The organism is Williamsia sp., assembly GCF_036566845.1.
Lineage (GTDB): Bacteria > Actinomycetota > Actinomycetes > Mycobacteriales > Mycobacteriaceae > Williamsia.
Map to the genome: position 1 here is coordinate 1 of NZ_DATCVM010000235.1, position 13,580 is coordinate 13,580.

Below are 13,580 nucleotides of genomic sequence, written 5' to 3' on the forward strand. Positions count from 1 at the left end.
CCGCCGGCGGCGGTGCAGCCCGGAAATGACCGCGCCTCAACGGCAACAGCCGAGGACCTCACGGGTCCTGGTCATTGTTGCCACCCTGGTCACCTGTGCCTGTGCCGTCCTGCTCGGCGCAGTGGTCATCGATCCCCCGAGCCGCGGTGATCGGCCGCACGCAGCGGCCGGGGCGACGTCGACCACAGCCGGCCGTGCAGGAGACAGGGACGTGGAACCGGGCCCGGGCACGCTTCTCGAGACACGACAGTGGACATCTGCGGCCGGTGGCGTATCGGGACGGTGGGTACGCTATTTGACCGCCGACGACTCGGGTCGGTCGTTGGCCGCGTCGGCAGTGGTTTTCGTTCCCACCGGCGTGCCGCCGCAGCGAGGCTGGCAAGTGGTCGCGCTCGGGCACGGATCGGTCGGCATCAATACCGAATGTGGTCCGTCGCTCACCGGGAACCTCGCCGGTATGACCGCCGCGGTGCGGCGTTACCTCGACCGGGGAATGGCCGTCACCGTGGCGGACTATCCCGGTTTGGGAACTTCCCCCGGATCACACCCGTACCTCGACTCCTACGCCGCGGCGCGGTCGATGATTGACTCGGTCCGTGCACTGCGGGCCGTGTTCCCCCATGTGTCTTCGACCTGGGTTGTCCACGGCATCTCTCAAGGCGGCGGTGCCGCTTGGGCGGCCGCGGAGATCGCGGCCGACTATGCACCCGATCTTCGACTGCGTGGCGCGGTCGCCCAAGTGCCGTCGACAGACAAGTCCTATCTCGTCGACAAGGCAGTGAACGGCGTGCTGTCGGTCGAGCAGCAGGGCATACTCCAGTGGTTGCTTGAATCACTTTCCCGCGGTGACGATCTCGATCTCGATGACCTCCGCACACCAGCGTTGGCGGCGGTGTGGAACGACCTGAGTCGCTGTGGTGGAGATCCTGCCCGCGAACTCGCCTTGCAGTCGGTCAGCGCAAGCGACTTCATACCGGCCGACCGGGTCGTTGCCGATCGTCTACGAGCTCTTCTCGATCCCATGTCCCCACCACACGGCCCCAACGGATCTCCGATGCTGATCCTGTACGGCGGTGACGATCGGTTCCTGGACCGGGGTGGGATCGAAGAGTCCATCAGGAGCGCGTGTACGTGGGGTTCGTCGATCACTGTCGACTACCAGCCCGCCGCCGGCCACCTGACCATCGACACCACCTCGATTTGGCCATTCGTGCAGCAGGTGCTTCATGGTGAACCCGTACCCAACGATTGCAGCGAGTGGTGAGTCACCGACAGCGATATCACCCATCGGCTGGTTCATATGCGCCAGAACAATCTACCGTCGGATGCTCAGCTTAGGTTCTCGGCCAAGGTACGTGCCGATGCGGGTGGGATCAAGCAATCGCAGCGAAGTAGATCACGAATGAGATCAGGCCGAGTATGACGCCCCAGATGAGCCACTTCTTCGCGGACTGCGCTGCGGCATGGGCGCCCGCACGATCTCCCTGTGCCAACAACTTACTGATCTGGGACGACTTCACGATCGCGACGATGCCAAAAGGAATGCAAAACAGCACGGTGCACAGAATCGACAACACCAGGTACGTCGACTGTTTTGGGTCCTGCGCGCCCCCGGGCACTGGGCCTGTATTCCTGTGAGAACCCTGCGATTCTGTCATGGCAACCTTGAGCCTTCTATTCGATTGGCGAACACTGCGCACCATTTCTTGTCGGCCAGTGCTTCGATAGTTGACCACAGTTGGTTCCTGGCAATGCATAACACAGTGAATTGTTGTGTGGCGACAATTGGAAGCTGTGAGTAGGCCCGGAAAGGCAAGAGTGAGAATGTGGAAAGGAGGGAGCCTACGTGGTCAGGTGCCCCACTCGGATCGTTCGGGCTTCTCGTCTGGACACCGCGACCTGGCCCGCGCTGCTTCCCGATCGGCCTTGCTGACAACACGGCCTATGATCCACGCAACGACGATCGAGATTGCAATCCACAATCCCAGGACAATAGCAATCCACCACATAGCGACATCCCGGTTGGCTAGTTTAATGTAGCTGGTGGTCAATGATTTTCGAACAGTTCCGTCAACCGTAGGTCCTGGATTCCAGTTGCGCCCCTTGGCGATACATATTCCATGCCAGCCTTGTTTGCTGTAGCTTACAGCGGGCAAATGGGTATTCACCGACTCTACTCGATGAACAAATGACAGTTGTGTTGTGACAAGAATCTTGTGTACGTAGCGTGGTGCGGATTGATGTGTACCGAACGCGACATATGGTTCAGCTCGGAGTAAGTGTAACGCCGAGTGAGATGAGTCAGTCGGGCCGCCATCGATATGTTCGCTTCGCATGTCCTCCACCTCATCTTCCCAAGTCCCTACTGTAACTTGGGTTTCGGTCCTACTGTCACATCCACTCGCGGATGCTGTACTGGGCGATGTCTACGAGTCGACGACACTTCTGGCCACACGCCTTGCCGCTGGGGGATTGGTGGTAACCAGATGTGCGACAGGGGCAGTGGTGAAGTCGTATCGATTGCCGCTGTGCTCGGTTTACGCTCTTCGTTGACCGGTGCCTACGATTCGGGGCGCGAGAATCGTAGGCATTGCGATGAGAAGCTGTTGCCAGGACAGATCAAGAGACTATTCGCAGACCTGTCTCGGATTGGTTGGTGCTGGTGAGGATGTCGCGGAGTGGCGAGGGTACATGGGGCAACCAAGTGGCCTGGATCGGCGCGACCGGTGGGTCGGTGATCTCGATGACCCTGACCCGACCGTTGTAGGTCAGCCCCGGGCTGTCTGTGACGAATACCGCTGCGCCCGGGTGGGTATCGGCTGCAGTGCAGGGGCGTGTTCCGTGAGTGTTGGTGACGATCAGCCCGGGATCAAATCCGGCTCGGCGGCAGTGGGTGACGATGAAGTCAGTGTGGATCGATTGATTTCGTTGCTGCCACACGATGATCGGATACGGTGCGAGGTCAGCGGTGCCGATCTTTGACCGGCTGGACAGGGGGTGGGTCACCGAGATCGCCGCCCGGAGCGGACTGTGTGCGATGACGGTGCCTTCTTGGCCTGGTGGGCACTCGATCGCGACACGAAGTGCGACATCGATTGTGCCGTTAAGCAACGCCGCGCGGATGTTGCCCATGTAGACGGGCAAAGCCATGAACTGTTGGCTGGGGTATGCCGCGGCAACAGGCGCGATGATCCGATGGACCTCGTCGCTGGAGATTCCGGCGGTATGCCCGACGACAAAGGGCGCGGGCTCCGGCCGGGCGGCCTGGCGCACCGATTCGATGAGTTGTCGGCCACCAGAGAGCAATGGGATGGCGCGCACGTACAGTTCGCGTCCCGCGTTGGTGATCGCCAACGATCGTCCGGCGCGGGAAAACAGTTGCACGCCTGTCTCGGTCTCGAGTTGTCGTATCGACGACGAGAGGGCCTGCTGAGTCAGATGCAATCCTGCTGCCGCAGTCGACAGATTCGGTGATTCGACAACCTTGACGAAGTACTCGAGTCGGCGAAGGTGGAGTTGCGGAGTCCGAGTGCCGGAACCCGGGCCTGCCTTAGGGCTCGTGCTGGTCAGCACGACGGGCCGGCCGGCGACGATGTCGACACTGAGAGGACCTCACGTGTGGTGGCGTGATTGATGACGTGAAAATAGATCTCGTGCTCCAACGGGACATTGAGGTTGAACTGATAGCTGGTGGTTATCACGCTAGCATATGGTTTGCTTCAGTAATACATGAATTTGATGGTCCGCAGGAGGTGCGGGCATCGAGGCGAGCCTTTCGGGATGTGGCGGAACGTGTTGCTGCGGTGAGCCGATCGCTATCCTGGATGGATTTGACATCCAGAAGATGTGGATTGCTATAGTGCATACTCGTTCATTATTCTGGAGGGGAAACATCACATGAGTCGTATCTCGAGACTGTCCGGATCGCTCGCGGCGGGCGCCGTTGCACTTGGTGGCGCGCTGGTTGTGTGTGCGCCGGCCACTGCCGCCGACGTCGAGCATTACCCCGATCACCGTGCGGTAGCCGTCGAATTGAATCACGACGAAACGGTACTTGCGGCCCAGGTGGGAGTCGGCAATGTCATCGACTCGGTACTGGGTAACGACAACTGGTCGGTCGCGCTTGAAAACGACTCGAAGTATCAGGACGACTGGTACTACCGAGCTGACAAGGCCCAGATCTGGAACAACGTCACCGGGCAGCAGGTGATTGCCGAAGCTGCGTCGCGTCCGAATGGAACCGTCACCGTGGGTGTCTACTACGACGGAGAACCCATGCCGCTGTGGGTAGACCAGGACTGGTAATTCCGCCAGTATCGAGAAGGTCTGCGCCCCTTTGGCTGAAGTGCCGATGGGGCGCACCTGCCTTCCAGCGACGCGTTCAAATCGGCGGACCGGCCCGATTCCGACGCGTCGTTGCTCTCGCCTCCGGTGTGGATCTCGGACGAGTTCTCGCACAACGTTCATTTGTTGATAGTCAACGATTTGTCGATGTAGTCGCCTCACGCGCCCCTCCGCACGGAGAATGGCGTTGTATACCGTGCCCGCTCCACAGAAAGTGCCTATGACCTCGGGAGACAGCTTGAGATATCTGGCCACCCGCCAGTGGCAGAGGGGTGTGTTCGGCGCCCGATTACGCCTGCTGTTCGAGTCTGTGCTCGATTTCGATGGAATGCCGTTCACCTCAGGCGAGATCGCCGCGCGGTCTACGAGGATGGGGTTCCCGATCAGTGCGGCCGAGATCGGTGGGCTCCGGTGCGGCAGGTACGAAGCTCCGACGTTCCGGACTGTTGAAGGCATTGCGCGGGCATTCGACATCGATATCTGCTTCTTCCTGGAAAGAGAACCGGCTCAGAACATCCCGGCTTCGGTAGAGCTGCGCGACCCGCGGGTCGCGTCGATGGTCCGTTCGCTGAGTGACCTGTCGGAACAGGCGCTGGCCACGTTGATCGCCGCGATCGATAGGCGCAAGGATTTGTGATCGGATGCGCGACCTCGGTCAGCGAGGACAGCACGTAGTGGTTACGTCGTCGCCACTCTCGAAACCAGCGGACAAGGGCACGTTCAACGGCCGGCCCAGCGCCAATGAACGGCTCCTAGCGGACCTCAGGGCGAAGATTCTGGACGGGATATTGCAGCCGGGGACAGTCCTGTCGATTGCCGAGATGGCGCGCCGCTACCGCGTCAGCGCGATTCCGGTGCGCGAAGTGCTCCAACTACTCGTCGGGCAGGGCCTTGTGTCCCACCAGAGCCGGGGGGACTATCTCATCGCCACACTCTCGTCCGACGAACTGCAGGAGATCTATCACGTCCGTAGCAGTATCGAACTCGCTGCACTCGTACGCGCCTGCGAGCAAGTGACCGCCTCTGATATCGATCGCGCCAGAGTCGAGCACCGGGCGCTGCAAGACTCCACCGTCGCGGGTGATCCCATCGCATTCCATCGGCATTCCAGGCGATTTCATCAGGCAATGGTATTTCCGTGCCGGATGCCGCGGCTGCTGGCGATGCTCAACACCACCTGGGACCTGACCGAACCGTTCCAACTCATGCAGCACGCGCCGAGATCCACTCATCTGCAACTTCACGCGGACCATGACTTGATGCTCACTGCGCTCGCCGACCGCGATGTAGGTGCCCTGACCAAAGCTGCTCAGGCTCACGGCCATCGTCTGACAGTCATCGTCGACCAGGCCGCTGTGACCGGTGACCTTCCGGTAACCAGCTCGGCTGTAGACGATTCAGACGATCAGGATGTCTCATGACGCGATCGGATGACGGTGGCGGGCACGGCGATTTCGGAGTTCTGGACGACGATGGCGAGACTGTTCTGTGCCATGAATGCGGTCGCTGGTTCCGGTCCATCGCAAACCACATCGGTCCTGCACACGGAATAGGCGCCGACGAATACCGGGCACGACACGGCCTGGCATCAGACCAATCGCTGAGTTCGCGATCGACAAAGCGTCGTAAGGCGCACAGCGCCAGGCAGGTCGCCGCATTCGGCCAGTTGCGTGCACAGCACCGCAGCGTTTGACCGGCGGTTACTGTCACACCCCGGTGTGGTTGAGGATGAGTAGAGCATGCGCCGGCTGGTTGTCGACGAGCAGCCAGCGGTGACGGAGGTTCGCGTCGTGCCTGATGAAATCGCCGGCGTTCAATTTCCAGCTACCGGCACCCTCGACCTCGACCTCGAGGACGCCGCTGATCAGGTACACCGCTGCGAGTCCCGCCGATCGAAACCACTCGGAGATGCGGATGTCGGGTTCGAGCTTGTACTCGGTGACTTCCAGACTCGTCTCGCTGTCGAGCAGCAATGCATGACCGATGGCGGCGTCCGGCGCTGTCGACACCGGTATGGGTCTACCGTTACCGGCACGCACGATTCCGATGCGGTTCGAAAGGTTTGGTGGACTCGGCATGAGATCGCCCGGTGTCACCCCCAGGACCTCCGCTATTCGGTAGATGGTGACCATCGAGGGCATGCTTTTGCCACGCTCGAGGTGACTGAGAAAGGGCTGGCTGATGCCGGCAGTCGCCGCCAACGATCGCATGGACATGCCCGAGGCCTCACGCCGGGCACGCACCGCAGCACCGATCGCCGCGGCCAGGGCGAATTCATCTCCGGCCGACTCTGTCATCTGATTCCACCCGATCCGGGTATGCCGATACGGAACACTGTGCTGACTGCGATAGCTGCCAGCTATTGTTCGACCGAATATATCAGGGCCTGATTCGAAGGTCAGTCGGCGAGGCTGCGGCCGAGGAAGGCGATTTGCCCGGGGAGTACGCCCCGCCAATAGCGGTTGGTGTGGCCGCCCGGCGAGGTCCCGAACGCCGGAGGTGGCCGGAGCCCGGCCATCCACTGGCGGGTATAGGTGAAGAACTGGTCGCTCGATCCACATTCGATCAACAGTGGCAGCTGGGTGAACGAATCCTGTTGTCCGAAGAGGGAATTGGCGTGGTAGTCGGCGGGGGTGTCGAAGGCCCGCGGTGGAAAATTGGCGGGGTCTCCCCAGAGTGCCGGTGAGCTGACGGCGATCGCCGCCACCCGCGGGGCCCCGAGCATGGCACCGAGGCGCAGTGCGCCGTACCCGCCCATCGACCAGCCGAAGAACCCGATGCGATCGGTACGCAGGCCCAGTTCGGGGGCACCTTCGAGGAGGGGGAGGAACTCGTCGAGCACCATCGCGCCACCGTCGGTGCCGTCCGTTCGTGGGTGGTAGTAGCTACGGGCCGCGTCCACGGAGGCCAGCGCGAACGGGGCATTGCCCTTGGTTGCCCAGTCCTGCATCAGGCTCTGCATCTCCAGGCCGCCCATGAACGCGGCTCGATGATCGGTGTTGAGCGCGTGCAGGACCACGACCACCGGGAGTTCGCCGGTCACCCCGGCCGGGCGGGCCACCATCCAGTTCGTCTGGCGGCCGAGCATCTTCGCTGATTGGAAACTGCCCGTGAAAATCTCCGCGGCACCGGCGGGTGCAGCGGGTTGTGGTGTCTTGGCGGACGGATCAGCGGCACGCATCGGTTGGGGCGCGACCCGCTGGGCCTTCCCGTCCGAGCAGGCCGCCAGCAATCCGAGGGCTCCGGCCCCGAGCCCGGCACCGAGCAGCGCGCGACGGCCGGTCACCGGGCCACCGCGTGTCTGAGAGTCGCCGGGGAGTCCAGGCCGGGGCGCCTGGTTCGCGGAGGTAGTCATCGCCAGAACACCGTACCTGTGGGTCGCGCAGGAAAGCGTCCGAATGTGGTCGAACTCCCGGTTTTGAAGGGGAACAGATAGTTTCGTGTTATGCGTTCGCAATCCCAGAGATCACAGGTCGACATGTTCCACGTGATGGACGTGCAGGCCGCGATCGCTGCGCGGCGAGCCCGCGGACTCGACGTCATCTCGCTCGCCGCCGGGCAGCCCTCGACCCCGGCCCCGGCGCCGGTCCTGGCCGCGACCACCAGGGCGTTGGGGGAGTCGGTGCTCGGATACACCGAGTCGCTGGGCATCGCGCCGTTGCGCGAGGCGATCGCCGGTCATTATCGCGACACCTACGGCATTCCGGCCGAGCCCGACGATGTCGTCGTCACCACCGGATCCTCGGGGGCGTTCACGCTGATCTTCCTTGCAGCCTTCGACGTCGGGGACACCATCGCGATGGCCCGCCCCGGGTATCCCGCCTACCGCAATGCGCTGTCGGCGCTGGGCTGCGAGGTCATCGAGCTCGACTGTGGTCCGCAGACGCGGTTCCAGCCGACGGTCGAGATGCTCGAAGCCCTGGATCGGCCACCGGCCGGGCTGATCGTGGCGAGCCCGGCGAATCCGACGGGGACGATCCTGGATCCGGCCGAGCTGGCGGGCCTGGCGCGCTGGTGTGACGCCCACGGCACGTTGCTGATCTCGGACGAGATCTACCACGGCATCAGCTACGGCCGGGAGACGACATGCGCCTGGAACACCTCGCGGCAGTCGGTGGTGATGGGTTCGGTCTCCAAGTACTTCAGCATGACGGGATGGCGGCTCGGCTGGATGCTGGTTCCCCCACCGTTGCGCCGTCCGGTCGAACGGCTGACGGCCAACCTGACCATCTGCCCGCCGGCCATCAGTCAGTACGCGGCGGTCGCCGCCTTCGGCGCGGAGTCGAAGGTCGAACTCGACGGTCACGTCACGCGGTACGCCAGGAACCGGGAACTGTTGATCGATGGGCTGGCCGAGCTGGGTGTCGACGACATCGCTCCGCCCGATGGCGCCTTTTACATCTACGCCGACCTCGGCGACCGCACCGACGACTCGCTGGGTTGGTGCGAGGGGGTCCTCGAACAGACCGGGGTGGCGATGGCACCCGGGCTGGATTTCGACACCCGGCACGGAAATCGAACCGTCCGGATGAGTTTTGCCGGGGCAACCGACGACATGGGACTGGCCCTGCAGCGCCTCGCTGCGGTGTTTTAGCGCAAACGCTGGACTATGGCCGGTATTTGGCCGAAACGACCCATCGCCGCGCGGCCTTTGCCACCATGGCGGGGTGAACTCCGCAGGAACTCCCAAAGGCGCGCGTCGCCGGGCGCTGCTGATCGCCGCCGCGGGGGATTTGTTCCTGGAGGGTGGATTTGACGCGGTCCGCCACCGGGCGGTCGCGGACCGGGCCGGCCTGCCGCTGGCATCGACGACCTATTACTTTGCGTCCCTTGAGGATCTGGTTGCCGAGGCCGTCGAGCACGTCTGCGACGACGACCAGGTGGCGATTGCCGCGCGGAGCCGGGCGCTGCCCCGGCGGCGTCGCGGCGCCGAGGCGACCGCGGAAGCGCTCGCCGAGGTGTTCGTCGGCGACGGCACGCCGCGTGCGAGGCTGACCTGCCGGTACGAAGCGGTGATCCTGTGCGCGCGGATGCCCCGCCTTCATCAGATCCTCGCCGATCACCGGAACCGGTTGCGGAACGTCCACTTCGATGTCCTGGAGAAGTCCGGACGTAGTACCGACCTGGCGGGGATCGCCCAACTGATGGCCGTGGAAGACGGCGTGGTGATCGGTGCTCTGGCAGATTCTGTCGACGATGTCTTCTCCGCCGCCAAGATCGCGTTGTGCGAGGTGATCGACCACGTGGCCCCGGTCGCGCCGGTCGCGGTGGGCTGACCTGCGTCGGATGCGGACGGCATTGGCGGGTGCCGCATAATGTACGGGTGTCTGATACCGAGCAAACCCTGACGAAGCCCCGCGTATCCAATGTCCTGGCCGGTCGCTATGCGTCCGTTGACCTGGTGCGATTGTGGTCGGCGGAGTACAAGATCGTGCTGGAGCGTCAGCTCTGGGTTGCGGTTCTGAAGGCGCAGCGGGAACTCGGTGTCGACGTTCCGGCCGAGGCCATCGCCGACTACGAGCGGGTCCTCGACAACATCGACCTGGACTCGATCGCGCAGCGTGAACAGATCACGCGGCACGATGTGAAGGCGAGGATCGAAGAGTTCAACGCACTTGCCGGACATGAACAGATCCACAAGGGCATGACCAGCCGCGACCTCACCGAGAACGTCGAACAGCTGCAGATCCTGCGTTCACTCGAACACGTCCACGCCCACGGTGTCGCCACCGCGGCCCGGCTCGCCGAGCGCGCCGCACAGTACTCGTCTGTGGTGATGGCCGGACGTAGCCACAACGTCGCCGCGCAGGCGACCACGCTGGGTAAGCGCTTCGCCTCGGCCGCCGACGAACTGCTGATCGCGCTGACGCGGCTGCGCGAACTGATCAACCGCTACCCGCTGCGTGGCATCAAGGGCCCGATGGGCACCAGCCAGGACATGCTTGACCTGCTCGATGGCGACGTGGAGAAGTTGTCGGAGCTGGAGTCGAAAGTTGCTCGGCATCTGGGCTTTTCGAAGTCGTTGACCTCGGTGGGTCAGGTCTATCCGCGCTCCCTCGACCACGATGTGGTGTCGGCGCTGGTGCAGGTCGCGGCCGGACCGTCGTCGTTGGCGCAGACGATCCGCCTGATGGCCGGACACGAGTTGGTGACCGAGGGCTTCCAGCCCGGCCAGGTCGGCAGCTCCGCGATGCCCCACAAGATGAACACCCGCAGCTGTGAGCGCGTCAACGGCCTGCAGGTCATCCTGCGTGGCTACGGCTCGATGGCTGCGGAGCTCGCCGGCGCCCAGTGGAACGAGGGCGACGTCTTCTGTTCGGTGATCCGCCGGGTTGCCCTGCCCGACGCGTTCTTCGCGATCGACGGATTGATGGAGACCTTCCTGACCGTGCTCGCCGAGTTCGGTGCGTACCCCGCCGTGATCGCCAACGAACTCGATCGCTACCTGCCGTTCCTCGCGACAACCAAGGTGCTGATCGCGGCCGTGCGTGCCGGCGTCGGACGTGAGGTCGCGCACGAGGCGATCAAGGAGAACGCCGTGGCCGTGGCGCTGGCGATGCGGGAGGACGGCCGCGAACCGGACCTGCTCGACCGGCTCGCCGCCGACGACCGGCTTCCGTTGGACCGGGCGGCACTCGATGCCGCGCTCGCCGACAAGTCGGCCTTCATCGGTGCGGCAGAGCATCAGGTGGCCGATGTCGTGGCGCAGGTCGCCGAACTGGTGGCGCAGTATCCGGAGGCCGCCGCGTACACGCCGGCGCCCATCCTCTGACAGTCCCCGAAAGCTGTTCGACAGCAAGGCGCCGAGGGAAATTCCCCCTCGGCGCCTTCCTATGTCACAGTTTTCAGGGACGAGAAGGGTAGCGAGCTCGGGAGCCGGTAGCCGAGAATGGAATCCGATGGAAATCGTCATTGTCGCCAACGCAGATGCGGCCGGAACGGTGGTCGCCGACATCGTCGACCATGCCGTGAGGTCTGGTGCGACCACCTTGGGCCTGGCGACCGGGTCGTCGCCACAGTCGGTGTACCGCGAACTCGCGCGCCGCCATCGGGACGAGGGATTGACGTTCGCCGGCCTGCAGGCCTTCCTGCTCGACGAGTACATCGGCCTGCCCGAAGGCCACCCCGAATCGTATGCGCAGGTGATCCGGCGGGATCTGGTCGATCATCTGGACCTGGATGCTGATCGGGTTCTCGGCCCGGATGGAGCGGCTGCGGATCCGTTTGCCACCGCAATCGCGTACGACGAAGTCATCGTCGCGAATGGCCCGGTTGACGTGCAAATACTGGGTATCGGCGCGAACGGCCACATCGGTTTCAACGAGCCGACGTCCTCGCTGAAGTCGCGGACCTGGGTCACGACGTTGAGTGAGCAGACGCGACGGGACAACGCGCGATTCTTCGAGAGTCCGGAGGATGTGCCTCGCCACGCGATCACGCAAGGCCTCGGAACGATCTGCGATGCAAGGTATCTGGTGCTGATCGCCACCGGCGAACACAAGGCCACGGCGATAGCCGCTGCCGTCGAGGGACCTCTCGCCGCGGTGTGTCCGGCGTCGGTCCTGCAAATGCATCCACACGCGACCGTGGTGGTCGATTCCGCGGCGGCTTCCCGGCTTCGATTGACCGACTTCTACAAGACGGTTGCCGACCACAAGCTGCAGACGTAGCTGCACTGACCTGCGGCTCGCCTCATCGCGACGGAACCAGCAGTGCGTCGACGCTCTGGCTGACGACGTAGGCGGCGTCCGACGCGGCCAATCTGCCGACTCGCACCTCTGTGGCGGCGCCGTGCAGTAGATAGTGCACCGCGTTGACCAGCCACAATGTCGGGAGGTCGGTACGGAACGCGCCGGAATCCTGCCCGCGGCGGATCAGTCCTTCGAGTTGCTGGGCCGGCGCCTCGTGCAATTCTCTGATGCGCTCTTCGCCGAGTGTGCCCTCCGCGGCGGCCAGCAATGCCGACGACTGCCACACCAGCGACCAGCTCGACAGCAAGAGTTCGCGCAAGACCGCGCGGGGTTCGCCGGTCAGATCTACCTGCTTCAGGACTTCCTCCCCGGAACCCAGAGCGTCGGCCAGGGTGGCCTCGATGAGGTCGGCCCGCGTCCGGAAATGCCCGTAGATGGTCATCCGCCCGACGCCGGCAGCGGTGGCGATGTCTTCGATGCTGGCCCGGGGGTTTGTGGCGAACTGTGCGCGCGCCGCGGCGAGGATGCGGTCGATGCTGTTCTGGGCGTCAGCCCGTCGCCGGGGACGTGCCGGTTGTCATGTCTGATTCGAATCGGGAACCGATCATCTTCGATCCAGAGCCCCATCCGGCCCGGTGGCGCATCCTGGGATTCCTGGGCATCGCACAACTCATGTTGATACTGGACGCCACCGTTGTCGCAATTGCGTTGCCGCACAGCGGTTCTGATCTCGATATCAGTCGCGAGGCGGTCACCTGGGTCGTCAGCGCATACACGCTGACGTTCGGTGGGCTGATGCTCTTGGGCGGTCGGATCGTCGATCTTGTCGGCGCCAAGCGACTTGTCCTGACGGGTCTGGTCGTCTTTGTCGCCGCATCGGCTGTGACCGGATTCGCCAACTCCGCCGAGGCCTTGATCGGCGGCCGCATCGCTGTGGGTGCGGCGTTGCTGTCTCCGGCTGCGTTGTCGCTGGTGGTGACCCTGTTCGCGGGGGACGAGCGCAACAAGGCGCTGGGTGTGTGGTGGTGCTGGTTCTTGTTGCGGCACTGGGGTACGGGTTGTTCGTCTGGCGTCAGCGCACCGCCGCATCACCGCTGAAGGATCTGGGACTCCTGACGCGCCAGCCGGTGACCACGGGTGTGTTCCTGATAGTGATGGCGACCGCGTTGATGGTTGAGGTGTTCTTCCTCGGGACGTTTTACTTCCAGCATTCGCTGGGCTAGGGCGCACTACACACGGGTCTGCTCTTCTTGCCGGTTGCGATCGCAACCATGCTGGGCGCCAACGCAACCGGTCAGATCATCGGACGGATCGGAGCCAAGGCGATGTCGGTGGCCGCGATGTCGAGCACCGCGGCGGCCGGCATCGTCGGGGTCACACTGGCCGGGTTCACCCGCAGCTCTGTCGCCGCGGCGGCGGCTGCCGTGGTTGCGGCGCTCATCGTGTTGATCATCGCGCCGCGTAAGTCACCTGTCACGGCTCGTGAATGACATCGGTGATGAGAAGGGGGTTGACGAATCGCCCACTCGGGCTACTATTCAACTC

Annotated in this window: 17 protein-coding genes; 11 read left to right on the forward strand and 6 right to left on the reverse strand. The window is 63.6% G+C overall.

All coding sequences use genetic code 11. The annotated features are described in order from the left end of the window. On the forward strand, positions 1-1,264 hold a 1,264-nt coding region (locus tag VIQ49_RS22185), incomplete at its 5' end, for a lipase family protein (protein ID WP_331888723.1). 109 nt (positions 1,265-1,373) lie between these two features. Here VIQ49_RS22185 and VIQ49_RS22190 read toward each other — a convergent pair. From VIQ49_RS22190 to VIQ49_RS22200, 3 genes are all read right to left on the reverse strand, one after another. Then, positions 1,374-1,658, reverse strand: a complete 285-nt coding sequence (locus VIQ49_RS22190) for a CD225/dispanin family protein (RefSeq protein ID WP_331888725.1) — start codon at positions 1,656-1,658, stop codon at positions 1,374-1,376. 961 nt (positions 1,659-2,619) lie between these two features. Next, entirely contained in the window at positions 2,620-3,573 is a 954-nt protein-coding gene (locus tag VIQ49_RS22195; RefSeq protein WP_331888727.1) for a LysR family transcriptional regulator, read from the reverse strand. Beyond that, a complete protein-coding gene (locus tag VIQ49_RS22200) occupies positions 3,567-3,701 on the reverse strand; it encodes a hypothetical protein (RefSeq protein WP_331888729.1) in 135 nt (44 codons plus the stop codon). Before VIQ49_RS22200 ends, VIQ49_RS22195 begins: the two co-directional genes overlap by 7 nt. A 196-nt stretch (positions 3,702-3,897) precedes the next feature. On the opposite strand from VIQ49_RS22200, the gene VIQ49_RS22205 reads away from it, so the two are divergent. The 4 genes from VIQ49_RS22205 to VIQ49_RS22220 all read left to right on the forward strand — a co-directional run bounded on the left by VIQ49_RS22205 (position 3,898) and on the right by VIQ49_RS22220 (position 6,037). Continuing rightward, positions 3,898-4,305: a hypothetical protein gene (locus VIQ49_RS22205; RefSeq protein ID WP_331888730.1), complete on the forward strand. Its 408-nt coding sequence runs from the start codon at positions 3,898-3,900 to the stop codon at positions 4,303-4,305. A gap of 259 nt (positions 4,306-4,564) precedes the next feature. Beyond that, positions 4,565-4,981, forward strand: coding sequence for a hypothetical protein (locus VIQ49_RS22210; RefSeq protein ID WP_331888732.1), 417 nt, complete (start codon positions 4,565-4,567; stop codon positions 4,979-4,981). A 4-nt stretch (positions 4,982-4,985) separates the two neighbouring features. Beyond that, complete coding sequence (locus tag VIQ49_RS22215; protein WP_331888734.1) at positions 4,986-5,765, forward strand: GntR family transcriptional regulator; 780 nt, start codon at positions 4,986-4,988, stop codon at positions 5,763-5,765. Next, positions 5,762-6,037 carry a MucR family transcriptional regulator gene (locus tag VIQ49_RS22220; protein WP_331888736.1) on the forward strand — a complete coding sequence of 92 codons (276 nt, stop codon included), beginning with the start codon at positions 5,762-5,764 and terminating at the stop codon, positions 6,035-6,037. The genes VIQ49_RS22215 and VIQ49_RS22220 overlap by 4 nt, the downstream gene beginning before the upstream one ends. A gap of 13 nt (positions 6,038-6,050) precedes the next feature. On the opposite strand, the gene VIQ49_RS22225 is transcribed toward VIQ49_RS22220, so the two are convergent. Together VIQ49_RS22225 and VIQ49_RS22230 are read right to left on the reverse strand one after the other, a co-directional pair. Then, the gene (locus tag VIQ49_RS22225) at positions 6,051-6,641 is read right to left on the reverse strand and encodes an XRE family transcriptional regulator (RefSeq protein ID WP_331888738.1); all 591 of its coding nucleotides are present in this window, start codon (positions 6,639-6,641) and stop codon (positions 6,051-6,053) included. A 101-nt stretch (positions 6,642-6,742) separates the two neighbouring features. Further along, positions 6,743-7,699, reverse strand: a complete 957-nt coding sequence (locus VIQ49_RS22230) for an alpha/beta hydrolase (RefSeq protein WP_414731689.1) — start codon at positions 7,697-7,699, stop codon at positions 6,743-6,745. Positions 7,700-7,789: 90 nt separating this feature from the next. Here VIQ49_RS22230 and VIQ49_RS22235 point away from each other — a divergent pair, with 90 nt between their 5' ends. The 4 genes from VIQ49_RS22235 (at position 7,790) to VIQ49_RS22250 (ending at position 12,014) form a co-directional block, all read left to right on the forward strand. Further along, entirely contained in the window at positions 7,790-8,938 is a 1,149-nt protein-coding gene (locus VIQ49_RS22235; RefSeq protein WP_331888740.1) for a pyridoxal phosphate-dependent aminotransferase, read from the forward strand. A gap of 73 nt (positions 8,939-9,011) precedes the next feature. Beyond that, entirely contained in the window at positions 9,012-9,620 is a 609-nt protein-coding gene (locus tag VIQ49_RS22240; protein ID WP_331888742.1) for a TetR/AcrR family transcriptional regulator, read from the forward strand. 68 nt (positions 9,621-9,688) lie between these two features. Continuing rightward, positions 9,689-11,116 (forward strand): adenylosuccinate lyase, encoded by a 1,428-nt coding sequence (gene purB / locus VIQ49_RS22245; protein WP_331888804.1) that lies wholly within the window; start codon positions 9,689-9,691, stop codon positions 11,114-11,116. Positions 11,117-11,243: 127 nt separating this feature from the next. Next, the gene (locus VIQ49_RS22250; protein WP_331888744.1) at positions 11,244-12,014 is read left to right on the forward strand and encodes a glucosamine-6-phosphate deaminase; all 771 of its coding nucleotides are present in this window, start codon (positions 11,244-11,246) and stop codon (positions 12,012-12,014) included. 22 nt (positions 12,015-12,036) lie between these two features. Here VIQ49_RS22250 and VIQ49_RS22255 read toward each other — a convergent pair whose 3' ends face one another. Next, positions 12,037-12,570 carry a TetR/AcrR family transcriptional regulator gene (locus VIQ49_RS22255; protein WP_331888805.1) on the reverse strand — a complete coding sequence of 178 codons (534 nt, stop codon included), beginning with the start codon at positions 12,568-12,570 and terminating at the stop codon, positions 12,037-12,039. A 44-nt stretch (positions 12,571-12,614) separates the two neighbouring features. Here VIQ49_RS22255 and VIQ49_RS22260 point away from each other — a divergent pair, with 44 nt between their 5' ends. Both VIQ49_RS22260 and VIQ49_RS22265 read left to right on the forward strand, forming a co-directional pair. Beyond that, positions 12,615-13,133 (forward strand): MFS transporter, encoded by a 519-nt coding sequence (locus VIQ49_RS22260; protein WP_331888746.1) that lies wholly within the window; start codon positions 12,615-12,617, stop codon positions 13,131-13,133. Positions 13,134-13,306: 173 nt separating this feature from the next. Beyond that, positions 13,307-13,525, forward strand: a complete 219-nt coding sequence (locus tag VIQ49_RS22265; protein ID WP_331888748.1) for a hypothetical protein — start codon at positions 13,307-13,309, stop codon at positions 13,523-13,525. Positions 13,526-13,580: the final 55 nt, after the last annotated feature.